The sequence below is a fragment of the Ereboglobus sp. PH5-10 genome, from assembly GCF_029504735.1.
GTDB lineage: Bacteria > Verrucomicrobiota > Verrucomicrobiia > Opitutales > Opitutaceae > Ereboglobus.
Genome location: NZ_JAQFIP010000005.1, coordinates 164,641 through 190,504, shown reverse-complemented (window position 1 = coordinate 190,504; position 25,864 = coordinate 164,641). Strand labels below are relative to the sequence as shown.

Annotated in this window: 20 protein-coding genes; 6 read left to right on the top strand and 14 right to left on the bottom strand. The window is 62.3% G+C overall.

Going from position 1 to position 25,864, the window contains the following annotated elements; translation table 11 throughout:
* Nucleotides 1–83: 83 nt before the first annotated feature.
* Nucleotides 84–659 (bottom strand): RsmD family RNA methyltransferase, encoded by a 576-nt coding sequence (locus tag M2447_RS06235; protein WP_277557856.1) that lies wholly within the window; start codon nt 657–659, stop codon nt 84–86.
* 150 nt (nt 660–809) lie between these two features.
* Nucleotides 810–2,786 carry a hypothetical protein gene (locus M2447_RS06230; protein ID WP_277557855.1) on the bottom strand — a complete coding sequence of 659 codons (1,977 nt, stop codon included), beginning with the start codon at nt 2,784–2,786 and terminating at the stop codon, nt 810–812.
* A gap of 268 nt (nt 2,787–3,054) precedes the next feature.
* Between M2447_RS06230 and M2447_RS06225 the strand changes: the two genes are divergently transcribed.
* Nucleotides 3,055–4,401 carry an acetylxylan esterase gene (locus M2447_RS06225; RefSeq protein ID WP_277557854.1) on the top strand — a complete coding sequence of 449 codons (1,347 nt, stop codon included), beginning with the start codon at nt 3,055–3,057 and terminating at the stop codon, nt 4,399–4,401.
* Between the two features lie 57 nt (nt 4,402–4,458).
* Here the strand turns inward: M2447_RS06225 and ccsA are convergent, their stop codons facing one another.
* Genes ccsA through nrfH form a run of 4 tightly spaced genes read right to left on the bottom strand, consistent with a single transcriptional unit; the run spans nt 4,459 to nt 8,722 of the window.
* Nucleotides 4,459–5,277 carry a cytochrome c biogenesis protein CcsA gene (gene ccsA / locus M2447_RS06220; protein WP_277557853.1) on the bottom strand — a complete coding sequence of 273 codons (819 nt, stop codon included), beginning with the start codon at nt 5,275–5,277 and terminating at the stop codon, nt 4,459–4,461.
* Entirely contained in the window at nt 5,274–6,551 is a 1,278-nt protein-coding gene (locus M2447_RS06215) for a cytochrome c biogenesis protein ResB (RefSeq protein ID WP_277557852.1), read from the bottom strand. The genes ccsA and M2447_RS06215 overlap by 4 nt, the downstream gene beginning before the upstream one ends.
* A 1-nt stretch (nt 6,552) precedes the next feature.
* On the bottom strand, nt 6,553–8,061 hold the full coding sequence (nrfA, locus tag M2447_RS06210) for an ammonia-forming cytochrome c nitrite reductase (protein WP_277557851.1): 1,509 nt from the start codon (nt 8,059–8,061) through the stop codon (nt 6,553–6,555).
* 4 nt (nt 8,062–8,065) lie between these two features.
* A complete protein-coding gene (nrfH, locus tag M2447_RS06205) occupies nt 8,066–8,722 on the bottom strand; it encodes a cytochrome c nitrite reductase small subunit (RefSeq protein WP_277508876.1) in 657 nt (218 codons plus the stop codon).
* A 222-nt stretch (nt 8,723–8,944) separates the two neighbouring features.
* On the opposite strand from nrfH, the gene M2447_RS06200 reads away from it, so the two are divergent.
* Nucleotides 8,945–10,720, top strand: coding sequence for a proline--tRNA ligase (locus M2447_RS06200; protein ID WP_277557850.1), 1,776 nt, complete (start codon nt 8,945–8,947; stop codon nt 10,718–10,720).
* A gap of 10 nt (nt 10,721–10,730) precedes the next feature.
* Nucleotides 10,731–11,666: a DMT family transporter gene (locus M2447_RS06195; protein ID WP_277557849.1), complete on the top strand. Its 936-nt coding sequence runs from the start codon at nt 10,731–10,733 to the stop codon at nt 11,664–11,666.
* Between the two features lie 119 nt (nt 11,667–11,785).
* Here M2447_RS06195 and M2447_RS06190 read toward each other — a convergent pair whose 3' ends face one another.
* The 5 genes from M2447_RS06190 to M2447_RS06170 form a co-directional block, all read right to left on the bottom strand.
* Nucleotides 11,786–12,592, bottom strand: coding sequence for a Cof-type HAD-IIB family hydrolase (locus tag M2447_RS06190; protein ID WP_277557848.1), 807 nt, complete (start codon nt 12,590–12,592; stop codon nt 11,786–11,788).
* Between the two features lie 97 nt (nt 12,593–12,689).
* Entirely contained in the window at nt 12,690–14,666 is a 1,977-nt protein-coding gene (locus M2447_RS06185) for a metallophosphoesterase (protein WP_277557847.1), read from the bottom strand.
* A 61-nt stretch (nt 14,667–14,727) separates the two neighbouring features.
* Entirely contained in the window at nt 14,728–15,600 is an 873-nt protein-coding gene (locus tag M2447_RS06180) for a hypothetical protein (RefSeq protein WP_277557846.1), read from the bottom strand.
* A 148-nt stretch (nt 15,601–15,748) separates the two neighbouring features.
* The gene (rlmJ, locus tag M2447_RS06175) at nt 15,749–16,609 is read right to left on the bottom strand and encodes a 23S rRNA (adenine(2030)-N(6))-methyltransferase RlmJ (protein ID WP_277557845.1); all 861 of its coding nucleotides are present in this window, start codon (nt 16,607–16,609) and stop codon (nt 15,749–15,751) included.
* 57 nt (nt 16,610–16,666) lie between these two features.
* Complete coding sequence (locus M2447_RS06170; RefSeq protein WP_277557844.1) at nt 16,667–17,167, bottom strand: YhcH/YjgK/YiaL family protein; 501 nt, start codon at nt 17,165–17,167, stop codon at nt 16,667–16,669.
* A gap of 130 nt (nt 17,168–17,297) precedes the next feature.
* Here M2447_RS06170 and M2447_RS06165 point away from each other — a divergent pair, with 130 nt between their 5' ends.
* The gene (locus M2447_RS06165) at nt 17,298–17,822 is read left to right on the top strand and encodes a hypothetical protein (protein WP_277508867.1); all 525 of its coding nucleotides are present in this window, start codon (nt 17,298–17,300) and stop codon (nt 17,820–17,822) included.
* 18 nt (nt 17,823–17,840) lie between these two features.
* Here M2447_RS06165 and M2447_RS06160 read toward each other — a convergent pair whose 3' ends face one another.
* Nucleotides 17,841–18,830, bottom strand: a complete 990-nt coding sequence (locus M2447_RS06160; RefSeq protein WP_343215378.1) for a tRNA-dihydrouridine synthase family protein — start codon at nt 18,828–18,830, stop codon at nt 17,841–17,843.
* A 235-nt stretch (nt 18,831–19,065) separates the two neighbouring features.
* Here M2447_RS06160 and M2447_RS06155 point away from each other — a divergent pair, with 235 nt between their 5' ends.
* A complete protein-coding gene (locus M2447_RS06155) occupies nt 19,066–20,499 on the top strand; it encodes a nitronate monooxygenase (protein ID WP_277557842.1) in 1,434 nt (477 codons plus the stop codon).
* 101 nt (nt 20,500–20,600) lie between these two features.
* Here M2447_RS06155 and M2447_RS06150 read toward each other — a convergent pair whose 3' ends face one another.
* Nucleotides 20,601–21,995, bottom strand: a complete 1,395-nt coding sequence (locus M2447_RS06150; protein WP_277557841.1) for a hypothetical protein — start codon at nt 21,993–21,995, stop codon at nt 20,601–20,603.
* Nucleotides 21,996–22,099: 104 nt separating this feature from the next.
* On the bottom strand, nt 22,100–22,699 hold the full coding sequence (locus tag M2447_RS06145) for a hypothetical protein (protein WP_277508862.1): 600 nt from the start codon (nt 22,697–22,699) through the stop codon (nt 22,100–22,102).
* Between the two features lie 316 nt (nt 22,700–23,015).
* Here M2447_RS06145 and M2447_RS06140 point away from each other — a divergent pair, with 316 nt between their 5' ends.
* Nucleotides 23,016–25,817 carry a TonB-dependent receptor gene (locus M2447_RS06140; protein ID WP_277557840.1) on the top strand — a complete coding sequence of 934 codons (2,802 nt, stop codon included), beginning with the start codon at nt 23,016–23,018 and terminating at the stop codon, nt 25,815–25,817.
* Nucleotides 25,818–25,864 lie beyond the last annotated feature (47 nt).

Sequence of the window (25,864 nt, the reverse complement as noted above, 5' to 3'; positions counted from 1 at the left end):
TGTTCTGGATTCTTTTTCTTCTTCCTCCGGACTCCGTGATCCTCCGTGTTCTCCGTGGTGAATATACTTCTTCCCGGCTCGCTCTACTTTGTGCGCAGGTAGAAGCAGACGGTGGGTTGGCGGGGGCTTTTGCCGCCGAGGCGTTTGGCGAGGGTCCAAGCGGGAGGCGTGGTGAGCGTGAGTTCGCCGGGCATTTCGAAGACGATCACGGGGTCGATGCTCGCGGCGAGCCATTCGGCGGTTTTGGCAAAGAAGACGGGGGCGAGGTTGCCTATTATTTCGTAGGGCGGGTCGATGAAGACGAGTTCGGGCGGGGGCGTGCCGGCGGGGGGCGCCCAGGCGGCGAGGTCGCATTGGGAGACGTGGAGCGCGCGCGGGTCGTGCGCGGCGCTTTTACAGACGGCGGCAATGTTGGCGCGGAGGCAGGACGCGGCTTTTGCGTTTTTTTCGACAAAGCAACCGCTCGCCGCGCCGCGGCTGATGGCTTCGAGTCCGTAGGAGCCGCTGCCGGCGCAGAGGTCGAGGAAATGCGCGCCGGGAATGCGCGAGGCGATGCTGGAGAAAACGGATTGGCGGAGTCCGTCGGTCGCGGGCCGGACGGCGTCGCCTTTGGGGACGGTGAGCGGGATTCCTCGTGCTTTGCCTCCGCTTATGCGCATGACGGTTTCAGGTTGTAGGGGCGCACCTCGCGTGCGCCCTTGGTTGCGCCCGTTTTGGGGATGCACATGCAAACAGAGCTTCGCAAGCGAGGGCGCACGCAAGGTGCGCCCCTACGGGGGCGTTTTTTCGAATTTGCGGTGATTGCATTCTCACTCGGCGGGTTGGTCGGCGTCCGGCTTGGCTTTGGCCTTGGGTTTGCGGGCGCGGGGGGCTCCGGCGGTTTTGCGTTTTGCCTTGGCGGGTTTGGCGTTGAGCCAGACCGAGGTTTCGCCGGCTTTTTCAAAGAGGCCGAACCAGAATATTTCGCCGTTGTGCTCGACAAAGGTGGGCTTCGTGTCGGCGTCGGGCGGCACGACCAGCCCGGCGTCGGTCAGCCCGGCGACAAACTCGGTTTCGCCCTGGTCTAGCGCGCGCGCCAGGTAGCCGACTTCGCCGGATACGCCGCTGCCGCGTTTGTTGGGTTTGAGCAGCGGGCGGACCGCGTCGAGGGGCGAATGCGGAATGGGGGCAGCGTCGGGGACGACGCTGTCGGCACGCGGGACGCGTGCGGTCCCCTCGCCGGGGACGACGCTGTCGGCGCGCGGGACGCGTGCGGTCCCCTCGTCGGGGACGACGCTGTCGGCACGCGGGACGCGTGCGGTCCCTTCGTCGGGGACGACGCTGTCGGCACGCGGGACGCGTGCGGTCCCCTCGTCGGGGGCGAGTGTGGGGGCGTCGCTTGCGACGTCTTCGTCAGTCGGTGCGTCCGGTGCGGGGGGGGGCGCGTCGGGCGTCGCACGCGACGCCCCTACGGGATCAGTTGAGGCGGACTTGGCAGTTTGCGCACCGTCGGCGTCGGCGGGAGGGGTGGTTTTTTTGGCGCCGTTTTTGTTGTCGCGGGCGTTGATCCAGATGTTGCCGCGGTTGTCCTTGTTGAGCCAGTAGAGCGAGGCGCCGATTTCGACGAAGGTGGGTTTTTCGTTGGGCGTGGCGGGGACTTGGAGGCCGAGGCCGGTGAGCGCGGCGGTGAGTTCCTCGTCGGTGGTTTCGAGCGCGCGAGCCAGGAAGCCGACGCTGCCGGAGATGCCAGGGCCGTGACGGTTGCGGCGCATTTTTGGGCGGATGCGGTCGAGGATGGTTTGGGCGGCGTCGGGGACGACGCTGTCAGCACGCGAGACGCGTGCGGTCCCCTCGTCGTCAGGGGCGGTTTCATCCGAGGAGGCTGCTTTTGCGGATGCTTCCTGCCGTTCGGCGCGGCGTTTGGCGGCTTCCTCGGCGCGGGCGGCGCGCTCGGCGTTTCGTTTTTCGACGCGGGCTTTTTCCTCGGCGCGCTCGGCGGCGAGTTCCGCGTAGGCGGGATCGTCGGGCGAGAGCGGGGTGGCGGGGACGGTGCGGAACTTGGGCTGCGGTTTTTCGCGGGTGTTGATGAAGAGTTGTCCGCGGTTGTTGCGGTTCACCCAGTAGAGGTCGTCCTCGAATTCGAAATACTCGGGCTCGGCGTCCTCGGTCTCGGGGATGGTGAGTCCGCATTCCTTGAGCGCGCCTACGATGTCGCGCTCGGGGAGTTGCCAGCGTTTGACGAGGTAATCGACTGCGACGGACTGGCCGGGGCCTTTTTGGTTGTTGCGCATGTGGGGCTTGAGCGCGTCGAAGAAGGTCGGGAGGTCGTCGTCGAAGTCGAGGTCGTCCCATTCGTCGTCCGTGTCGGCGGCGTCATCCTCGGCGAGGGCCTCGGGGTCGTGGTCGCGCTCGGTGTCGCGGACGGGGCGGAGGGTGGCGGCGGGAGTAGGCGCGGTGTCGGTCGCCGCGTCGGTTGCAGGAGGCGTGTCGGGCGTCGCTTGCGACGCCTCGGCGGCGGGGGCGGTTGGGGCAGACTTGGCAGTCTGCGTTACGTCGGCGGGGGAGGCGGTTTTTTCCGGAGCGGGGGCGGGCGGCGTGACCGGGACGAGCGCGGCGGGCGGTGTCCAGTCGCGTTGCGTGGGGCGGCGGACGAGGCCGGTGAAGGCGAGCGAGTTGGTCGGCGAGGGCTGGTAGTTGACGATTTCCCATTCGTCCTTGCCGAGGTTGTTGAGATAGGTTTCGAGGAGCGCGGGCGTGGCGAATCCGTGGATGCCGCTTGTGATGACTTTGTATTCCCAGAGGGCCATGTGTGTGAAAAGTGTGAAGAGTGACGGGTGCGGAGTGAAATTGGCTGGGTCGTTTGCTAAATTTGTAAAACTGACGACGCGCAAGGCATCCCAAATCGCGCGGGGTTTGCCGAGACTTATTTCTTGGAGATTTTACGGGACGAATTTTTACGCGCTTGTTTCCACGGCGCTCACGGCTAAAAGGGGCGGCACTATGCTTACTAAAAATAGGTTTACCCGTTTTATTGGTTCTTGCGCGGCGCTGATTTTGGCAACGTCGGGGACGGCGTTGTCCGCACGCGAGACGCGCGCGCTCCCCGCGCCGGACACGAATGCGATCGCGCCGGTGCCCGCCGTGGCGCAGAAGCGCGTGGCGAGCGTGCAGATTATCGTTTCGCCCGATCATCAGGATTGGTCCTACAAGGTCGGCGAGAAGGTGAAATTCACCGTGAGGGTGATGGCTGACAACGAGCTGCTGGAGGGCGTGCGCGTCGCGTATCGCGTGGCTCCCGACATGATGCCCGCCGAGGCGGTGACGGCGGTCGTGCCCGCGAGCGGCCTCGTGATCGACGGCGGCACGATGAGGACGCCGGGCTTTTTGCGTTGCGTGGTGACGGCAAACGTGGGCGGGAAAAACTACCGCGGTTTGGCGACGGCGGGGTTTGAGCCGGAAAAAATCAAGCCGACCCAGACCGAGCCGGAGGACTTCGACGCGTTTTGGAACGAGGGCAAGGCCGAGCTCGCAAAGATTCCGCTCGATGCGAAGCGCACGCTGCTGCCGGAATACTGCACCTCGACGGTGAATGTTTACCATGTGAGTTTTCGCACGGTGGGCTCGGCGGGCGGGCGTTACCAGAGCCGCTTCTACGGGATTCTTTGCGAGCCGAAGGCGCCGGGCAAATATCCCGCGATTTTGCGCGTGCCGGGCGCGGGCGTGCGGCCCTACGTGCCGGTGAACACGAGCCTCGCCGAGCGCGGCGCGATCACGCTCAACGTGGGCATCCACGGCTTTCCCGTGAACCTGATTCCGGAAGCCTACGACCAGATGCGCAGCAGCACGCTTCGCGGTTATCATCTGTATAACCTGGACGACAAGAACGCGTATTATTACCGCCGTGTTTACCTGAGCTGCGTGCGCGCGAACGACTACCTGACATCGCTGCCCAACTGGAACGGCAAGGACCTCGTCGTGACGGGCGGCTCGCAAGGCGGACAACTCACGATCGTGACGTCGGGGCTCGATCCGCGCGTGACGGGCTGCGCCGCGCAATTCCCCGCGTATTGCGACGTGACCGGTTACCTGCACGGACGCGCCGGCGGCTGGCCGCACATGTTCAGGCCGGACTCGGAAACGGGCAAAAACTTCCACGCCGAAAATCCGCTCAAGATCGAGACGACGAGTTATTACGACGCGGTGAATTTCGCCAAGCGCATCAAGGCGCCGGGCCATTATTATTGGGGTTACAACGACGAGACCTGCCCGCCCACGTCGATGCACGCGGCCTACAACCAGATCAAGGCTCCGAAGGTGCTCGACCTGGCGTTGATCGCGGGCCACCCGATCATCCCCGAGGCCACCGACGCGGTGAACGCGTGGATTGTTGATTTTCTGAAACTGCCGGCGGCAAATCTTTAATAATTGATATCGCGCAAAGCACGCGGGGTCGTCGTTTGCGGCGTCCCCGCGTTTTTTTTATCGAGTGTAAGTGTGCACGCTTTGCGCGGCGGAGGGGAGGTAGTTGACGCCGAACCAGCAGATGAGCAGCAGCACGAATGACAGCGCGAGCACCCAAAGCGCGGAGCGCACCGCCTCGGGATGGCGATAGCGGATGTGCATGTAGGCGAGGTAACCGAGCCAGGTGAGCAGCGCCCAGGTTTCCTTCGGGTCCCACGTCCAGTAGTGTCCCCACGCCTCCTTCGCCCAGAGCGCGCCGAAGAGGAGGCCGAGCGTGAGGAATCCGAAACCGAGATAAACAAGCCGGCTCGCGAGCGCGACGCCGGTGTCGCGGGCGGGTGTTCGATAGGCCAGCCACAATCCGCGCACGGCGACGGCCGAGGAGGCGGCGAAGATTGCGTAGGCAAAAATATAAACAAGCACGTGCGGCACGAACCAGATGCTTTGCAGCGCGGGCATGAGCGCCTTGTTGTGGGTTTCCGGACGCAGCAGGTTGATGACGACAAAGAGCGCGCCCATGCCGAGCGAATACGCGAGCAGCCAGCGCTGGCGAAACGCGGCGTGCGCGCACGCGCCGATGAGCGGCGTGAAGATCGCATACCAGAGGCGCGTCTCGCCGAGCGTGCGCATCGGCGGGCGTTCGAGCGCGTGCCAGAGCGCGCCGGCGAAGGCAAGGAGCGCGCACGCGCCGAGCGCGGCGAGCGCGGATTGGAGCGGCGCGCGGTTGCGCGTGGCGGGGATGAGTTGCAGCGCGATCGCGAGCGCCCAGCACGCGAGCGCGGCGCCCGCAAAAAGCGGAAACTGGAGCCAGGGCGAGGCGGAAAGCGCGGCGTTCATGCGTTTGCCTTTCTCATGCGCGCCATCGTGAAAATCGCGCCCGCCATCATCATGAAGACGCCGGTGTAAACGGCGGGCAGCCACGGGTCGCGGACAAGCTCGACGATGCTGATTTGCGACCAGCGTCCGCGGCGCTCGTCGTAGCTGAGCTGGTAGATTTTCCAGCCGCGCAACGAGAGCGGTTTGTTGACCTCGACGGTTGCGGAAAAGCGTTCCTGCTCGTCGGTGAAAACCTCGACGCGCGAGGCGTAGCGTTTCGCCTCGGGCTCGGGCATGGCGAGCGCGAGGCCTTCGCCGAGTTCGAGGATCGCGGGCGGATTGGCGAAATTGCCGCAACTGATCCAGCCGCGTTTAATCTGTTCTTTTGAGTAAAGATGTTTTGCGGAGACGCGCGCGGCGGGCACGGTGCCGGTTTCGCCGGGCATGGCGTGGTAGGCGTCGGCAAAATATGAGGCCTCAGGAAGATTTTGCTCAATCGTGACGTTCCAGTCGCCGAGCGTGAACGTGACGCCGGGCGCGGGGATTTCCACGGGAGATGCGAGCTTGTTTGTGGCGGTGTCGAGCAGGGCGATTTTTGCGGAGAAAACGTCCATCTCGAATTGTTTCAGTTCAAACGCGAAGGGCATTTCGACGACGTGCGCGTGGTCGCCGTGCGAGGAATCGAGCGCGCGCCACTCGGGGTGGCCTGGCGTGAGTTGCATGCGCAGGCGCGCGAGGTCGCCCGAGCCGAGCAGCCCCGCGGCGAGCGCGATCCAGAGGCCGAGGTGGTTGAGCAGGAAGCCGATGTTTCCGGCGCGAAAGGGATAAACGCGGCCGAGTGTGGCGAGCCCGAGGTTGGTGAGGAAATACAGCATCGTCAGCGCGAACGGCCAGCTATGCAGGATGTCGCCGAAAAGTCCCGCGCCCGGCGACTGGCGTATTGAGCCCATGAACACGGCTTGCGCGAGGACGAGCGCGATGGCGCTGATGGCGACGGGCACGGAACGGAGGAATCGGACGGGCGCGGTTTTTCCGGCGAAGACGTGCGCGGCGGTCAGCAGAATCACAAACGCGGCGAGGAGGAGGATATTGGCGGGCCACGCGGGTTCGGGAACGGCGCGCGCGCCGCCGGCGAGTTGCACGGCGACGCCAGCGGTGTAGACGCCGAGCGCGGCGGCGAAGGCGCTGGCGAATGTAGGGGCGCACCTGGCGTGCGCCCTCGCGGGCGGAAGACTGTCGGCGTGCGCATCCATGACGCGGGCGTGAGCGAGGGCGCACGCGAGGTGCGCCCCCACGTCAGAATGTTTTGTTTTGCGCCGGGGGCGCCTCGTCGAGCGTGCCCTTGGCGCGCGCGTTTTCGAGCCACTGGGGGACGGCGTTTTTCATGAACTCCGCCTTGGCGGCGCGCTCTTTCGCGATGTCGATGCCGAGGTATTTTTGCGCGGATTCCTTTGTCGAAATATCGGGCAGGGCGACGGGCGCGTTTTTGCCGTGCGCGGCGAGCACGCGGGCGAGTTGCAGGCGCGCGCTCGCGGCGCGGCCGAGCCCGGCGTCGAGGATGCGCGCGCATTCGAGCGGGGCGTGGAAGCCGGCGCCGTGCGAGGCGGCGACGTAATCCCAGCGCCATTGCGCCTGGCGGATGAGCTGAAGGATGGGCGCCATTTCGGATTCGCTCGCGCCGGCGTCCCACGCGGCCCTGGCCTCGAAGTGCGCGTGGACGAGCTCGGTTTCGATGCGCTCCATCATGCCGAGGATGGCGCGCTGGCGGTCGGTCACGTTTTTGACGAGCTCGTCGGCGTTTTGCCGGTGGCAGACCTGGCAGGATTTGCTGGTGTCGGCGAGCGGGCTTTGCACGTGGTGGCTGGAGAATTTTTGCGAGCCGTCGGCGGTGTAGGGCATGTGGCAGTCGGCGCACGAGACGCCGCGCTGCCCGTGGATGCCCATGCGCCAGAGTTCGTAGTCGGGATGCTGCGCCTTGAGGATGGGCGTTTTGCTGATGGTGTTCACGTAGTCGGTGAACCCGATGCCGTCGTAATATTTTTCGGCGTCCTCGATGGAGAATCCGTGTTTCCACGGCAGCGTGACGACCTGGCCGCCGGGCACGGTTTTCTTGTCGAAATAATATTCGACGTGGCACTGCGCGCAGACGAGCGAGCGCATTTCCTGGTGCGAGGCGGTGGTGATGTCGCGGCCCGTGGCGGCCTTGTAGGCGGCGACGAGGTGCGGGCGCGTGATGGTGAGCTGCATGGTTTTCGGCTCGTGGCAATCGGCGCAACCGATGTGGTTGGTGATTTCGCCGCCGAGGTCGGACCATTGTTTTTTATAAAACTCGTCCACGCCCATCGCGCTCATGAGGCGGGGCACGTCGGGCGACTTGCACACCCAGCAACTGGCGGGTTGCGGACCCTCGCCGGCTTTCATCGGCGCGCCGGTGCGGAGCGTGGCGCGGACGTCCTCGACCGCGTAGGCGTGGCCGCGCGGGTGGTTGTAATCCTTCGAAAACGCGTAGCCGGCCCAGAGGATGACCTGGCGCGGATTTTCCCGGAGCGCGTCGAGGCCGTGCGCGCCGACGAGCGGGGGCGTGAAGCTCATGTCCCGCGTGTCGCGCAGCGTTTCGTATTGGCGCGGGTAGGCGGCGGCCCATTGGGAGTTGCGCGACTCGTAGCCGGAGGTCGGGCGCGGGGCGACGGTGGCGTTGACATGACGCGCCTCGGCGCGCCGCTCCATGATGGACGAGGCGAGCAGGCCGAGCGCAAACGTGGCGGCGAGGGCGATGAGAAAGACGATGGGAGTCTTGGATTTCATGGCGTTATTTTTTGGAAGTGTCCTTTTGAGAAATGTTTTCCGGGTGCGTTTGCGCCTTCAACCACGCGGGCATGAGGTCGGCGGCGCCGGTCGTGTCGGGATACGGGACGAGGGCGTTGGGCGCGGAGGAAATGCTGCGGCGCGTGCCGTGCGGGACGTCGCGATGGCAGTCCCAGCAAAGGTGGCCCTCGCCGTGCTCCTTGCCGACGAGGGTGATCGTCGAGGGCTGCACGATTTCGTTGAGCTGGCCGTGGCAGCGCACGCAGTTGGCCTGGACGACGTTGGCGCCGGCCTCCTTGATTCGCATGGCCTGCGGCTCGCCTCGCAGGGTGAAAACGCTCGCGTGGTAAAGCCCGTCCTGCGCCTTGAATGCGTATTTCGCGACGAAGTTCTGATGCGGCACATGGCAGTCGTTGCACGTGGCGACGCGCGCGTGCGAACTGTGCGCGTGGCTGGCGTAATACGAGCCCATGATGTGGCAGTTCACGCACGCCCCCGGATCGTCGGACATGTAGGAAAGCGCGTTGGATTTCACGGTGACGAACAGGCCCAGTCCGCAAAACACCCCGAGAATCGCGGCGATGCACGGCGGGATTTTGACGCGCGCCAGCAAGCGTCGGATTTTGGAGTCAACGGGGTTTTGTCGCGGCTCGGGGCTCATCACATTTTCGGGGGTATGAAAGTGAACGGCGCCGCGCACGCAATGCCCAAGAGCGTTTTTGCGGTGAAAAAACAAAATTTGAGCAATTGGGCCGGCGCCCGGCGATGAGTTCGCGGCGGTGAGGCGCCTCCGCAAAATTTTTGGAGGCGCGCCGTCCCTGAAATTTCACTTTGCCACTTGTCTCATGGCGCGGGCGCTGTTTCCCTGTGCGGCTTAATTTTTATGAAATACTGGTCCAAGTTCTTCATCCCGACACTCAAGGAAAGCCCCGCCGACGCTGAAATCCCCTCGCACAAACTGCTCGTGCGCGCGGGCATCGTGCGCAAATTGGGCGGCGGCCTTTACACCTACATGCCGTTCGGGCTGCGGGCCATTCACAAGATCACGCAAATCTGCCGCGAGGAAATCGACCGTGGCGGCGGCATCGAGCTTTGGATGCCCCATGTGCATCCCGCCGAGAGCTGGACAAACGGCCCGCGTTGGGCGGCGGCGCGTGAAATCATGTTCCGCGCCGACAGCGCGAGCGCGACACAGGGCGCGGCCAAGGAGCCGGAGTTCGTGCTCGGGCCCACGCACGAGGAAATCATCACGCCCATCGTCAAGGCCGAGATCACAAGCTATCGCGACCTGCCGAAAAACTTTTATCAAATCGCCACGAAATTTCGCAACGAGATCCGTCCCCGCTACGGGCTCATGCGCGCGCGCGAGTTCATCATGATGGACGCGTATTCGTTTGATGCGAACGACGAGAGCGCGACCAGGAGCTACCTGGCAATGAAGGCCGCCTACGAGGCGTTTTTCCGCAGGCTCGGCGTGCAGGCGATTGCAGTCGAGGCCGACACGGGCGTGATGGGCGGCAGTTTTTCGCACGAGTTCATGGTGCCCGCCGAGGTGGGCGACGACGACATCATTTACTGCGAGGAAAGCGGCTACGCGGCCAATCGTGAAAAAGCCACCAGCGCCATTGTGCCGAAGGACCTGGCCGGGGCCGCGCCTGCCGGAACGGTTGAGGAATTCGCGACGCCGGGCGTGACGACCATCGCGCAGCTCGAGGCCGCGCCTTACAACGTGGCCGCCGACAAACAATTCAAGACGCTCGTCTACATCGGCGACGGAAAACCGTTCATCGTGATTTTGCGCGGCAATGACGAGCTTGAGGAGGCGAAGCTCGGCTCGCTCGGCTTTGAGTTGTGCCGCCCCGCCACGCCCGAGGAAATCGAGCCGGTGCTCGGCGCGAAGCCCGGCAGTCTTGGCGCGGTCAAGGGCACGATCAAAAATCCCGGCGCGCTCGCGGGTGTTTTTGCCGACCGGGCGATCCAGCTCGTCGGCAACGGAACCACGGGGGCGAACAAGGACGGTTTCCATTTGCGCAATGTCAACGTGGCGCGCGATCTCGCGATCACGAAGTTTGGCGATTTCCGCCGCGTGCGTCCGGGCGAGCCGTGCCCGGTCTCGGGCAAGCCGCTGAAGGTGCGCCGGGGCATCGAAGTCGGCCACATTTTTAAGCTCGGCACGAAGTATTCGGAAAAATACGGCGCGGTTTACACCGACGACCAAAAGCAGCAGCACCTTATGGTGATGGGCAGCTACGGCATCGGCATTAGCCGCACGATGCAGGCGATCATCGAACAGGGGCACGATGCCGACGGCATCATCTGGCCGTGGCCGGTGGCGCCGTTCCAAGTGCTCGTTTGCCTGCTCGACCCGCAAGCCGCCGATGCCGCCGAAATGGCGCGCAAGGTTGCGGAGGCCGCCGAGCAAGCGGGCGCGGATGTGCTTGTTGACGACCGCGCCGAGCGTCCGGGCGTGAAGTTCAAGGACGCCGACTTGATCGGCGTGCCGTTGCGCATAACGATCGGCGGAAAAGGCCTCAAGGAGGGCGTGATCGAAATGAAGTGGCGCCATGAAAAAGACGTTGCGAAGATTCCTGTCGCCGAAGCGCTGGAGCGTGTTTCGGCGGCGGTGAAAGCGGCAAACGACGCCGCGCCGAAGGCGTGAGGTTTTCGGCGTGAAAACCAAGGCATGGATCACGGACAAGCGCGTGGTTTGCGGCTTGTCGTTGCTGGCGTGCCTGCTTTGGGGCAGCGCGTATCCGGCGATCAAAACCGGTTATTCGTTGTTCTCGATCGGGCCGGATGACACCGCTGGAAAATTTCTTTTCGCGGGCTACCGCTTTTTCGCGGCGGGTTTGTTTTTGATTGGATTTTGCGCGGCGACGGGGCGGAAGGCATTCGACATCGGCGCGGGTTTGTTCGGGCGGCTCGCCTTGCTCGGGGTGGGGATGACGACGTTGCAGTATATCTTTTTTTATATCGGGCTTTCCCACACGACGGGCGTGAAAGGCGCGATCATGAACGGCACGACGACGTTTTTCAGCGTGATCGCCGCGCATTTTGTCTTCAAGGCCGAGCGGTTGACCGCGCGCGTGGTGGCCGGGTGCGTGATTGGGTTTCTTGGTGTGATTTTTGTCAATTTCAGCCGCGATTTGCTCGATCTGCATTTCACGTTCACGGGCGAGGGCTTTCTGGTGATCGCCGCGCTGGTGCTGGCGGTGTCGAGCATCTACGGAAAGGTCATTTCGCAAGGGATGGACAGCGTGGTGATGACCGCGTGGCAGCTGAGCATCGGCGGCGTGTTGCTCATCGTGCTCGGTTACGCGATGGGCGGATCGCTGACGGGGTTCACGCCGGCATCGACGGCGTTGCTTTGTTACATGGCGCTGCTTTCGTCGGCCGCGTTTGCGATCATGGCGACATTGCTGAAGCATAATCCGGTGAGCCTGTTTTCGATTTTCCAGTTCACGGTGCCAATTTTCGGCGCGGCGCTTTCAGCCATGTTTTTGGGAGAAAAATTGCTGGAGTGGAAAAACCTCGTGGCGCTGGTTTGCGTGTGCGCGGGGATTTTTCTGGTGACGTATGTGAGGGAGCCAAAAAAGAAATCCTGACACACGCCGCAATCGCGCCCGGTTCTGAAAAGTGTAACCTTTTCGGCTACACTTTTGGCGCGGGTTTTTTTGGCGTGTTCAATGGGCGGCGAGCGACGCGACGCGGCTTCGATTTGGCGTCACGAAAAATCGACTGCCTTCTCCACGCTGCGGGCGAAGGCGGTTTCGGGCGGGCCGTCGGGGGCGGTGATGGTGGCGGCGGCGCGTGCGGCGGGCCACCGGCTCGGCATGGCCACGGAAAAGCCCGCCCATTGGAAGAGGGGGATGTCGTTTTCGGCGTCGCCGAAGGCGATTGTTTCGTCGGCGCTGATGCCGAGGTGGGCTGCAAGCCGCGCCACGCCCGTTCCCTTGGTGACGCCGCTGGGGAGGAATTCGTAAAGGTAGGTGTGCGTGCGCACGTGGGTGGCGTCGAGCGTGGCGAGTTCGGGTATGGTTTCGATGCCGGTCATGCTGTTTTCGTCGCCCGTCCACATGACTTTCAGGAGTGGTTTTTCGAGGGCTTGGGCGTCGGTGATTTCAGTGATTTTGCCGCCGTCGAGCCCGGCGTAGGCCTCGATTTTTTCCGGGGCGTCGAGCCGGTAGATTCCATCGTTGGCATACACGGCGATGGCGTAACCAAGGGAGCGTCCGAGAGTGATGGCTTGTTGCGCGACGGACGCGGGGATGAAGACTTTTTCGAGCACTTCGCGACGGGAGATGTCGGAGACTTCGCAGCCTTGCGACGAGACCATCCAGCGGAGGCCGGAGAGCTGGGCGACGAAGGGGAGCATCGATGCGTGATGGCGTCCGGAGGCGAGCGCGATTTCGATGCCTGCGTCCTGCATGCGGGCGATGGCGTTGCGATTGGCTTCGCTGATGATGAGCGAGGGATTGTGGATGAGCGTCCCGTCGATGTCGATTGCTGCGAGGCGAAATTTTCTTGGCATTGCGCGTCAAGTGATGCCGCAAAGTGGGAGGGCAGGACAATGTTTTAAATACTGTCGGGCCTGAAAATGGCGGCGCCGGCGGTCCGGCATTAATCTGTCACGGCTGGTCGCGCTCCGTTTGGCGGCGGGCGAAGTTGACGGTGCCGGAGAGGTCGCCTTCGCTGGTGGAGAGCATCCAGAGGAGGGCTTTTTCGTGGACAACGCCTTCGCGGATGAGCCCGCGATTGGAGAACTGGCGCACTTCCCATTCCATGCGGTCGGGATAAACGCGGCACACGCGGTAGGCGTTGGGCCACTCGGCGAAGGCGGGGTTTTGAATGGTGGTGATGCCGTGGTAGTTGGAAACAGTGTTGTGGTGCAGGTGGCCGTTCAGGGTGGCGACGACGTTGGGCGCGGCGTCGAGGACAGGCATGATCTTTTTGTCCATCGCCGGGCCGTCGCCGAGGTTGTAGCCGGTGGTGTCGGAGACGCCGCGTTTGAGATAAAACTGATAGTGGGAGACGACGATGGTGGGAGTGGCGGTGTCCTTGGCGAGGGTGTTGCGAAGCCAATCGGTGATGTTTGCGCGATAAGTGATCCGGTCGTCTTTATTGCCCCGGTAGGATTGAATGACGCCGCCTTTGCCGAGCCAGTTGGAGCCGTTGAGGACGATGAAACGCACAGGAGAACGGGTGAAGTCGTAGTCGGTGTTTTCGGCGCCCTTGGGAAAGAGCTCGGGGATGGTGGCGGCTATGGACTTGCGGGCGTCAACGAGAGTGTCGTGGTTGCCGAGGCAACCGTAAACGGGGAGCCCTGCGCGACGGACGGCGCCGGCGAGCGCCTCATACTGGCTGGGTCTGCCGCCGTCGGTCATGTCGCCTCCGATGATGGCGAAGGAGGCTTTTTCCTGCTTGAGCTGGCGGAGCGCGGTTTCGAGCGCGCTGGCGGCGCGGGTGTTGAGTTTGGTGTTCATCCACACGGGGCGTCCGTAGCCGAGGTGGGTGTCGGAGAAAAAGCCGAAGGCGTAGAGCGGTTTTTCGGCGGATTTGGCGGTGAGTTCGAGACGGGTGAGCGTGCCGCCGGGGCGGATGTGCGGACCGGCCACGGTGATATAGTGGCGACCCTTGGGGAGGTGGACGGGCGCGAGGGTGACGGCGGGGGACGGGCGCTGGCCGGTGATGTCGGGAAGCGCGCCGGGGCGATCCTCGGTGCGGACATCCCGCCACGGGGCGTCGGCTTTCACGGCGGGGGCGGCGATGACGGTGTTGTTGGCGAGAACTGTTGCGCGGAGACCGGGGCGCAGGTCGGCATCGGGCTCAAGCTGGAGAGTGCCGGCGAGGGTAATGTCGTCCTTGGCGTCGATGGCGAAAACGAGGATGCCCTCAGCGGGAATGGCCACGGCGGTATCCTTGGGGAGTGTGGTTTGGGCGAGGGCGGTGTCGGGGACGAGCGCGGCGTTGCGCGCATCGAGCGTGATGGCGTCGCCGGGCTTGATTGCGGTGACGCGGCGGCTGGCGGTCTTGTGCATGGCGGTCTCGACTTCCGGCCAGGCTTGGGCGGGCGAGGCAGTGCTGGAACCGGAGGTGAGCCTGACGTCGTCAATCCAGCATGTGCCATGTGTGCGGATGATGAGGCGCACGTCGCGCTCACCACGGTCGAGATCGCCGGGGTAGATTTTCCCCCTGAGTTTGCTCCATTGGCCGTTTTTGATTGTGCCGATGGCGCTGACGGCGGTGTAGCGGCCGGATTTTCCGGGATCAGCGGCGGAGATGTAGGCGGAAATCTTGGAGCCGCGCTCGCCATAAACCCAGAGTGAGAACTCGCAGCCGTCGGGGAAGTTCATGAGGCCGTCGAGGTTGAAAAAGGCGGTGCCCCAAGTCGTCTTGTCTTTCTTGGTGACGCGCAGGGAGGCGTTTCCGGAACGAGCCCGGGTGGTGTCGATCTCGACGCTGGATTGGAAGCTTTTGATTTCGGGCGGAACGCCGTTTTCGAAATCGGCATTGACGATGATGCCGGCCTGGACGGCGGTGGAAAAAATGAAAGCCAGAAGGGCGAGGGCCGGAAGAATGCGGAAGGCGAGGAGCGATTTTTTCATGGATGTTATGGGCGGGATTAAAGTTGGGTTTGGCATCGTTTGCAAAAAGCAGGCGCGCGGTTCAGACACCGGGGATTCGCCAGAGGCCGCCGTTGCCGTTGCAAAATAAAAACAGGGTGTTGCCGTAAAAATCGAGCCCCTCCGGCTCGAGCGGGCAGCTGTCGTTGATGTCTATTATCTTTTCGGTCTTTTTGGTTTTCAGGTTGATGATGTGGATTTCCCGGCTCTTGTGCTCGTCCGATCCTTCGGCGGCGGCGCGATTGCCGAACGCATGGTAGAGGTAGCCGTTGCGGATGCATGTGTCCTGGACGTAAACATTCGGGAAGGGGACTGTGAACTGGTCGAGGATGTCGGATTTTTTGAAGACGATTTTCTTTTTGCCGAGCGGGGGCAGCGGCCACTTGGTGAGCAGGCCGTATAGCTTTGAGTCTTTCCTGAACGAGGCGATCGAGTAGATGACTTTGTTTTCGCGATCGACCATCCAGTTGTTGCTGCGCTCCTCGGTGCCGCCGGTTTTGATTTCCAATGTTTGGATGATGCGCGAGCCGCGCGGGGTGATGCTTTCGACGAAGCAGCGCCGGTTGCCTTCGCCGAAGCACTCGGAAACATAGAGCGCCGGAAAATAGGCGCCCTTCGGTTGCTCAATGCCGAAGCTGGCGCTGTTGGCGTGGGTGGTTTCGGCCGCGCACGCGAGGTCGAACTCGATGAGCTTCTTTTTTGTTTTTAAGTTGTAGATTCGGCAGCGGCCGCCGTTGTTAAACAAGAGGGCGAGCTCGTCATGGATGGCCATGCCCTGCGCGGCCTGCCTTTCGTATCTGCCGGGAAAGTCGTATGTGAGCACGGCGGTCTGGACGGTTTTGGTTTGCGCGGGGAGGTCGGCGCACAGGCAGATGAGGAGAATCGAAAGGAGAATGCGTATGCGGTGGAGGCTCATGGAAAACGTGGCAGGGCTTTTGATATTTGGCAGGGTGGGGGAGGGGCGTCCGACGGGACTCGAAAATCACGCCCCAAGTGATGTCGCAAGAAAGGGCGTCAGGACAATGTTAAATCTTTTTCGGAAGCGCGTTTTGAAACGGGAGAAACTACTCGCGCACGATCCAGTCGAGAGTGGCTTTGCCGCCGGGGGATTGGGCGAGGGTTTGAGAAAGCGTGTCGAGCATGGGCGCGAGTGTTTGGTCGATTTGCCACGGCGGGTTTATGACTGCCATGCCGCAACCGCGCATTTTTAATGACGACGTTTCGCCGGCGATTGTGAGCTCGGCGGCAAAGGTTGGCGGCGGGCCGAGCATGGCGAGCCGGTTCAAAAAATCGTCCGCGCGGGCGCGCTCGGTGAGCGGATACCAAACGGCGAAGGTCGCAGCGGGCATGCGGCGCAGGCCTTCGCGAAGGGCGCGGGTGATTGCCTCGTATTCATCCTGCGCTTCAAAAGGAGGGTCGATCAGGACGAGCGCGCGTTTTTCGGGCGGGGGAAGCATGGCGCGGATGGCCGTGTAGCCGTCGATTTCGTGCACGGAGACGCGGGGCTCCCTTTGAAATTTGCCGCGCAGGGATGCAAACTCGTCGGGATGTTTTTCGCAGAGCGCCATGCGATCCCGCGGACGCATCAGGGCGCGAACGAGCGAGGGCGAGCCGGGATAAAAACGAAGGACGTCCGGTTCGAGATTTCCACAGCGGCGGTCGAAGGCGCGGACGAGTTGGATGTATTCGCGAAGCGGATCGGTTTCCTGTGTGGCGTCGCCGGACGGGTTGTTTTGCGCGTCGGTTTTTTCGCCGAGCAGGCGTCCGATGCCGTCGGGGTGTTCGGGTTTGCGTTCGAGGGTGTCGCCGTGGTCGGCGGCGGCGAGGTCATACGCGCCGCGCCCGGCGTGCGTGTCGAGGTAGAGGAATCCCTTTTCCTTTCGCTGCATGCCGCGCACGAGCTGCACGAGCACGGCGTGCTTCATGACATCGGCAAAATTGCCCGCGTGGTAATGATGCCTGTAATTCAATTTCGATGCGGTTCAGGCGACCGGAATTTTGACCACGATTTTGCGGATGAGCGCGGGTTCCTTGATGGCGATGCAGGGCATGTGGCCGTCGACCGGATCGAGCACGGCGACTTCGCCGGCGCGCAGGCGGACGGGCGATGCTTCGTCATGCATTTCGTAAATGATGGCGTCCTGCGCGGGAGTGCGGTCTTCCTTTACCTTGAGGTTGGCGACATCGGTGACCTCGACAATTTCCTCCCCGGAAATGATCGCCTGCACATCGACGTAGGCGAGGTGTGATTCGAAAAAACCGGTCTCGCGCGGCGCCTTGCTCAGGTAGGCTTGGGGGAGTGCGAAGGCGCCGTTGCCGAGTTCCACGCGGTCGCTGTCGCCGGCGGCAAGGTTGTGGATGAGTTTGTGCGCGTCGGTGCCGGGCTTGAGGCAGTCGTCGATGTAGTCGAACGCGGTCTTGTAGTTTTCGTTTCGGCCCGAGGTTTGGGCGCGGACGGTTTTTAGGGAGCCAAAAATTGCCATGCCCGAAGTTTCGTGTTTCGGCGGGTTGTTGGGCAATGCTATTTATGCGGTGGACGCGGGGAGCCAGTGGCGCGAGGCGTGTTTTTCGTTCTCCCCATTCGCGCGGAATTCGCGCAAGATTGGCGCCATCATGAAAGTCTCACACAAGCGCATATTGATCGGGGCGGGCGTCGGGTTGCTGTTGATTGTCGGCGGGCTTGTGTTCAGGGGCCTGCTCGATGCGGACAAACGTCTCGACAGCGCGTGGACGGGCTTCATCGCGAGCATCGAATCGCTCGACGCGGGCTCGACCGCGGACTGCCTGGCCGACGATTATTCCGACTCGTGGGGATACACGCAGCAAACGCTGTCGGTGGATTTGCGGCGCATGATGGCTTCGTTTGAAAAACTCGAACTCGCGCTGCACGATGTCTCGGTCACGCGCACCGGGCGGGATGCGGAGGTTTCGGTGCGGGTGAAAATGACCGCGAGCGGCCACGGTTACGTGAGCGACGCCGCGCGGCAGGTTAATGGATTAACCGAGCCGTTTGTGCTTCGCTTGAAGCAGGGCGATTCGTTTCCGTGGTCGTGGCACATCGTGCGAATCGAGCAGGCGGAGTTCGATGCGAAACGCTACGGCGCAAGACGGCAAAGGTCGTTTTCGTGGCCGTTTTAAACATCCCGTTTCAACCGCTCACTCGCAATTCGGGCGGGCGATGATGCCGGGGTGGGGTTCGTCGGAAAAGACGCGCGTCGGCTCGGCGAGGAGGTGGCGGTCGCAAACACCGAAGAGCTCGGCGGCGGTCATGGCGCGGCGCATGTCGCGCAGGAACGCGCCTTCGGGATCGACGGACGGGCCGATGAAATTGAGGAATTTTTTCATGCGTCCAATATGCGCGGCTTCGGGAATGGGGGCGTCGGTCGTGGCGTCGCGTTGCGTGGCTTCGCAGAGGCGCTGGATGTAGTCGCGCACGTCGGCGAGCGTGACCGGCGCGACGGGTTTGCCCGCGAAGCGTTCGCGGCATTGGCGAAAAATCCACGGGTTGCGGATGGCGTGGCGGCCGATCATCACGCCGGCGGCGCGGGTTTCGCCGAGCACGGAGACGGCTTTTGCGGCGGAGGTGATGTTGCCGTTGGCGAGCACGGGGCAGCGCACGCGGGCGACGGCGCGCGCGATTTCGTCGTAGTGCACATCGCCGCGGTAAAGTTCGCGCACGGTGCGCCCGTGCACGCTGAGCAGGTCCACGCGGTGCTCGTTGATCAGGTCGAGGATTTGTTCGTAGTGGCGGGTGTCCTCGAAGCCGATGCGCATTTTCACCGTGAGCAGGCCGGGGATTTGCGCGCGGAGGGCGGCGAGAATTTCGGCAATTTTGGCCGGTTCGCGCAGAAGCCCGCCGCCCACGTTTTTCTTGTAAACCTTGGGCGCGGGGCAGCCGAGGTTGAGGTCGATGCCGGCGACGGGATGGCGCAGGAGCTCGGCGACGGCGCGCGTGAGGTGATGGATGTTTTCGCCGATGAGCTGGGCGAACACGGGGCGGCCGGTGGTGTTTTCGTCGATGGAGCGCAGGATGTGTTTTTCGAGGCGCGATTGCGCGTGGACGCGGAAGAACTCGGTGACGAAGTAGTCGGGCGCGCCGTAGCGCGCGATGACGCGCATGAAGGCGAGGCCGGTGACGTCCTGCATCGGCGCGAGCGCCGTGAGCGGCTGGCCGGCGTCGGCGGGATTTGTTTTCAGCGATGTGATGGCGGATGTCACGCGGCCTGTTACTGGGTTTCTATTGTTCAAAGTCCAAAACAAAAATTTCAAAAATATATTTTAAGCGCCGCACGCGGGAACGGCGGCGGGCGGGATTTTTTTATTTTGCATTTAGTTCTTCCTTAATGGAGGCGGCGCGCCCAGCGTGCGTCTCTCTCCATTCATGCAACTCCCCAAAATTATCCAAGGCGGCATGGGTGTCGCCATTTCCAATTGGCGGCTCGCCCGCGCTGTCGCCGAGATGGGACACCTGGGCGTTGTCTCAGGCACGGCCATCGACACGGTCCACGCCCGCATCCTTCAGGATGGCGACGAGGGCGGGCTTCTTCGCAATGTTTACAAAACGTTTCCGTTTCCCGACGTGGTGCAGCGCGTTCTTGAGCGTTGGTTTTCGCCGGGGGGCCGGGCGGAGGGCGCGCCGTATAAAAATATCCCGCTCGCCGGCGAAAAGCCCAACAGGGCGCTCTTCGATCTCACGATCCTGTCCAGTTACGCCGAGGTCGCGCTGGCCCGCGCCGGCAACATCAAGGCCCGCATCGGCATCAATCTCCTCGACAAGGTGCGCATGCCGCAACTGCCCTCGCTTTACGGGGCGATGCTGGCGGGTGTCGATTACGTGCTCATGGGCGCGGGCATTCCGCGCCATGTGCCCGGCGTGCTCGACAGGTTTGCAGACGGCTTGCCCGCCTCGGTGAAGTATGAGGTCGCGGGCGAGGCCGACTCGGAGCTCGCGTTTGATCCCGCCTGCGTCGCGGACGGTTTCGCGCGCAAACTCGCGCGCCCAAAATTTCTCGCGATCATCAGCTCGGCGACGCTCGCGCTTTCGCTCGCAAAAAAATCCAGCGGCAAGGTGGACGGTTTTGTCGTGGAGACTTCCATCGCGGGCGGACACAACGCGCCGCCGCGCGGCCTGCTGCAACTCGACGCGTCCGGCCAGCCCGTTTACGGGCCGCGCGACGAACCCGAGTTGAACAAAATCGCCGCCCTCGGGCTTCCGTTCTGGATGGCGGGCGGGTTCGCCACGCCCGAGGGCCTCGCCTCGGCCACGGCCTCCGGAGCCGCCGGGATTCAGGTCGGCACGCCGTTCGCTTTTTGCAACGAATCGGGCATGATCGCCTCGTTGAAAAACCGCATCATCGCCCTTGCGCGGGAAAAACTCGCGCGCGTGTTCACCGACCCGCACGCGTCGCCCACCGGCTTCCCCTTCAAAATCGTGGAGGCGGAGGGCACGCTTTCGGACGCGGCGCTCTACGGGCAACGCGAGCGTGTGTGCGACATCGGCCTTCTGCGCACCGCCCACCGCAAGCCGGATGGCGGCATCGGTTTCCGTTGCGCCGCCGAATCCATCGCGGCGTATGTCGCAAAGGGCGGCGCGCTCGCCGAGACGTGCAAGCGCATGTGTTTGTGCAACGGACTGCTGGCCTCGGCCGGGCTGGGACAAAACCGAGGCGGCCTTGTCGAGACGATGGTTGCGACGGCGGGCGATTCGCTGGCCGACATCGTGCGCTACATCAAGGAAGGCGCCGACAACTACAGCGCGCGCGATGTGATTGAGGCCATTCTCGGCCCGCTCGCGCCCGAGTGCGGCGCGGCGTGAGGATTGCGCACCCGGGAGCGCGGGCATCCTGCCCGCAATGACGGCGCGACGCGCCGCACAAACATCCAAACCTGCGGGCAAGATGCCCGCGTTCCCGGGAATTAAACGCACACGCACGGCAGCAGCGCGGCGTCCTGCATGCCGTGGATTATTTTTTTGTCGGGAGGGCAAAATGTCGCCAGCGCGCCGCCGAGTTGGGGTTTGCCGTTGACGATAAAATAATAGGGGCAGAGGCGGAGGCGTCCGTCGGTTTCTTGCGGCTGGTGGTCGCGGTCGTAAAGGGTGTGACGGACGCGTTTTGGCTTTTTGTATTCCTGCAAAATGTGGAGGTTACGCGGCGCGTCGGCGATGGCGATGTCGATGCCGTCCTGCCATTCCTCGCGCGAACAATCGCTGCCGAGCACGACGCTGCGCGCGCCCCAGGCGGTTTCGTGGTAGCCGGAAATTTTAATAATGAGGTCGCGTTCCTTTTGCGAGGCGGCTGCGAGCTGGCGCCAGTCGGAAAGCGCGCGGTTGGCGACGCGGGGGCCGTCGAGCACGGCGCCGGGCGGAAGCGGGGCGGGATCGATGATCCAGCTGGCGGGGATGAGTTGCTTGAGGAGTTTGTGCGCGCGCGAGCTGAGCGCCTCGCTCCAATAGTCGGCGAGGAGGTGATGGTGGAAGAGCGCGAGGCCGAGTTTTTCCTCCTGAAAATGGCGCATGGGCGGCGTGATGGCGACTTCGCCTGCCTGCCACGATTCGATGATGTAGGGCGCGGAGCGGATGTTTTCCAGATCGAAGAGTTCGAAGAATCGGTAGATGATGTCGATTTTCTCGGGATCGCCCTCGATGTCGAAACAGAGCGTGTTGCCGAGTGGAAAAACATCGTCGGGATCGAGGCAGAAAACGCGCTTGCCGAGGCGCTGGAGTTGCTCGGCGAGCCAGCGCATTTCGGGACGGTAGGTGGCGGCTTCGTCGCTGACGACGAGCGCGATGAGCGGGTTGCGCTGGTCGGGGCGCAGCGCGGCGAGCGAATCGTGGAAGACGCGGAGCATGGCGTCGTTCGCGCCGGGCGCGCGGTCGGACGCGTAGAGGCGGTTGAGGAACGCGGTCAGGCCGATGCCGCCGGGGACGGAGTCGAGCTCGGTGAGCGCGAAACCGTCGTCGGTGAGGAGCAGGTCGGGGCGAAGGACGTTGGGAAACGCGCCGCGGTTTTTCGGGTCGCGGGTGTGGGCGATGACGGAGGCGGGTTTGCCGCGGTCGAGGTAATCGGCGACCCACGGGGCGACGAGGGGTTTGTTGCGGAGGAGATTTTTGCCCGCAACGGAGCGGAGGTAGAGGGTTTCGAGCGCCTGGTGAAATTCGAGGCAGGCGTCGCCGATGTCGTTGAGTTGCGCGAGTTGATCCGGCGTGAGCGGCCACGCGGACGGCGAGAGCCGCCAGGTCTTGTCTTCGAAGAGCGGCTGGGCGCGCAGCGCGTCGCGGATGGTTTCGTATGGAAGGGCGGAGGCGGACATTGGTGATGCGTGGCATTAACCAGCGCAAAAAAACGCGCGCTGGCAACAACGGCCTTTTCGCATGCGCGCGTGTTGCCTTGAGCGCCGCCTTGTTTTCCCAATTCCTACCGCGGCAGCGTCAGGTCGAAAGGGGCGGTTGTCGGCGAGTTGTCGGTGCGCAGGAGCTGTTGCGCCAGCGGATTGCCTTCGTGCTCGATGATTGTGTCCGCCCTTTCGATCAACGCGCTTTGAAACGGCAGCAGCATGTCGAGACGCCGCGCCTTGGCCCATGCCGCGCTCAGGCACAACACCACGTTGCGCGGCCAGCCCACCACGGCGTCAAATTCATCGAGAAACCGCAGTGCGGCGATATCCGGCACTTCGATGAAAACCTGTTCGAGGCGCGGATTGGCCTCCTTGGTCGCCCGAAGCGCGGCGGGCAGGCGCGCCAGTTCCGGGCAGCATTGGCATGGCAGAAAAAGCCTGCGCAAAATCAACCCCGGAAATGCGGCCGAGAGGGTTTCCGCGCGCGTGCGCCCCGCCTCGGCAAGCAGCACGGCCACCGTTCCCTCGGGTGTGTGCGAGGTCGCCACGGTCCGGCGCAAGTGTTCGAGAATATGACGGGTTTTTCCCGAGTCGCGCGGTCCGGACACAAACGTGCACAACGGGCCGGGATGCGCCGGCGGGGTGGAATGCTCCAAGGGTATGCTGGATAAGTGAGGCATGGGGTGAAGGGGGGGACTGGTGTGAATGAAAACAAAGGGCGGCCTTGTTGCCAACCCTTTTGCGCAAACACAACCAGATGGACGCGCGTCCTGCCAAAAGATTCAAATTTTTAGTGCGCACACGGATATGAAAGTAATGTGCGATATGCCCGGGCGGGCAGAAGCGCCGCGGTTTGCTGTAAAAAAAGTGAAAAACTGACTTGCGCTTTTTTTTGAAATTACGCACCCATGTGAATCTTTGTGCTCCCTATGAGTCCCCATTTTCGGATGGAAGGCTCAGTGGTTGCGCGAAATCCAACCAAGCCAAACAAGCCAAATGAAGACCAAGAATGACTCCCAAGTCGGGGGCGCATGTGCGCGCTCGCGTAAATTGTTAATTGCCGGAGCCGCCATGCTCCTTTCAACGACGCTGGCTTTTGGCCAGGCGACAAAGCCAGCAAATGAAACAAAAGATGACGTAGTGCATCTTGAAAAACATGAGGTGCTCGGCACCCGCATCAAACGCGTGGATATTGAAACAGCGAGCCCTGTGCAAATTTTCACCGCCGATCAAATTGAGGCATCCGGCTACGTGAGCATGGCCGACGTCGTCCGTTCGCTTCCCTTTATGAACGGACAGGCGCTTACTCCCGTTGATGCCGGAACCAGCTTCACGCCGGGCGTGAACTCGTTCAACCTTCGCGGTCTCGGCAGTAACAACACACTCGTGCTTCTCAACGGCCGTCGGACCACGCCCTACGCCTCCCCTGGCTTTAATGGGTTCATGACAGTGTTCGATATCAACAGCATCCCCGATGCCGCGATCGAATCCATGTCGATTTTGAAGGACGGCGGTTCCGCGATCTACGGTTCGGATGCCGTTGCCGGTGTTATCGATTTCAAGCTGAAAAACGACTATGTGGGTGTTAACACGACCGTTCAGGCGGGAAATCATATCGTCACCGATGGTTTGGTTAAGAAAGCCTCCCTCACCGGCGGTGTTGTCACGGCCAAGACGCACATTATGTTTGCCGCAAACTGGCACGACCAGAAGTCCGTCTATGCGCGCGATCTCGGTCGCTCCAAAAATGCGGACAAAACATCCCTTGCAAGCAAAGCCGATCCCCGCTGGGAATCCCCGGTTCCTATCAGTGATTTCGGCCTTCCTGACAATCCTGCCGATGTGGATTATTTGGGTTTGTTTGATGGACGTTCCTCAATGGGATATCCCGGTTATGTGTCTGTGGGTGGCTCAAATAAGACTTTTGCCGAAGCCACGGATACCCCGACTGTTGGAGATGCAGTGACGGGATCCCATCTCTATAACTTTCAAGAAGTTGCCGGGCTTTTCCCCGACATCCGCCGTTTTTCGTTCTACACGCGCATGAAGCACGATTTCACACCTTGGTTGTATGGGTTTGCCGAGCTCTCGTTTTCCCGTTCTGAAACACAAATTGATGCCGCTCCCACTCCGGTTAACCTTGCGGGGGAAAATGGGCTGACCGTGGACGAGGCGATGTATATTCCCTCCTATAACGCATACAATCCTTGGGGCGTGGATATTGCCAGCGGGCGCCGCCGTCTTGTTGAAGTCGGCAACCGTGTCAATGATGTCACATCCGACACGCCGCGCATACTCGTTGGCCTTGGAGGCACCATTACTGGTGATTGGACCTGGGAAGCGGGCGCGCTTTACTCAAAGAACACCGTCACCAACCGTAACTTGGGTTCGGTTGCCGATTACAAGATGCAGCAGGCTCTCATGGGTCTGACCCGCATGGGTGATGGCAGTCTCACATGGGATCCGACCACCGCGATCGCCGACCGTGAGTATTTTAATTGGTTTGGACTCAATGAGCAGGCATTTGTCGATTTTCTCTCGATTGAAAATCCTGTCAGGGCCGCGATCCAGTTCTGGAATTATGACGTCAAGGCCAGTGGTTCGCTTATCTCACTGCCCGGCGGCATGGCGGGCATTGCGGTGGGCGCAGAGCGTCGCACTGAAAAACTGGCGAGCTCGCAGACAGACCTTAACCAAACCGGCAACATTATTGGCGGTTCACAAGGCACGAGCTTTGGCGGTCAGCGCGATGTGAACGCCATTTACGCCGAGGTTTCCCTTCCTTTCACCAGCTGGCTTGAGGCACAAGTTGCCGGTCGTTGGGAAGACTACAGCGACGACGGCATCAAGAGCAAGGTTCGCCCCAAGGTTGGCCTTAAGTTCAAGCCCTTGCCCTGGCTCGTTCTCCGCACATCCTACAGTGAGTCGTTCAAGGCTCCTGATCTGGCGTATCTCTACACCAAGGGAACGACCACGTTCACGTCCGGCAACTACGTGGATCCGGTCACCGGAAACAGCGACCAGCTGCAAATCCGCGTGGGTGGCAATCCCGACCTCAAGCCTGAGACAACCGACACCTACTACGGTGGCGTCGTCATCGAGCCGCAGTCCGGATGGCTCAAGGGCTTCGTGGCATCGGTCGATTTCTTCTATTACAAACAGAAGGATTTGCTCGCGCAGCTGACCGATTTTTACGCCTACAACTACTTCCTCGAGCAGGCCAACTTGGGCAACCCGTTGTTTGCGCCGATGGTTGTGCGCGCTCCCGACAACACCCTCCTCTACATCAGGGATGACTACACCAACATCTCCAGCCGCAAATACAAGGGCATCGATTTCGAGGCCAGCTATCGCTGGAACACCGACAAGTGGGGCAAGTTCCAAGTCAAGGCCGCGGGCACTTATCTCATCAGTGACAAGATCGACGGCGACAACATTGTTGGCACCTGGCTGACACCGCGCTTCAATGCCGTGGTCGAGTTCAACTGGGCCTACCGCGACTGGTCGTTCAATGTCTATGAAACCTATCTTGGTGATCGCGACCGCAAAATGTATCTGGGTTATAACACCGACCCCGAGGTGGATCCGCTCTACCTTGTATACACTGTTAAGAAGCAGCTTCGGACAAACGCCTCCGTCACCTATTCCGGTTTCCGCCAAATGAAGATTACTGTTGGCGCGACCAACATCTTCAACCAGACCGCCCCCGTCGATCCCTATGACGGCACGGGCACCACCGCCGGCATCAACGATCCCTCGCCCGCGCTCTGGTATGTGCGTGTTTCGCGCGACTTCTAATATGAAATAGTGTTTCACGAACCGGTCCGCTTTCCGCCGAATGCGGG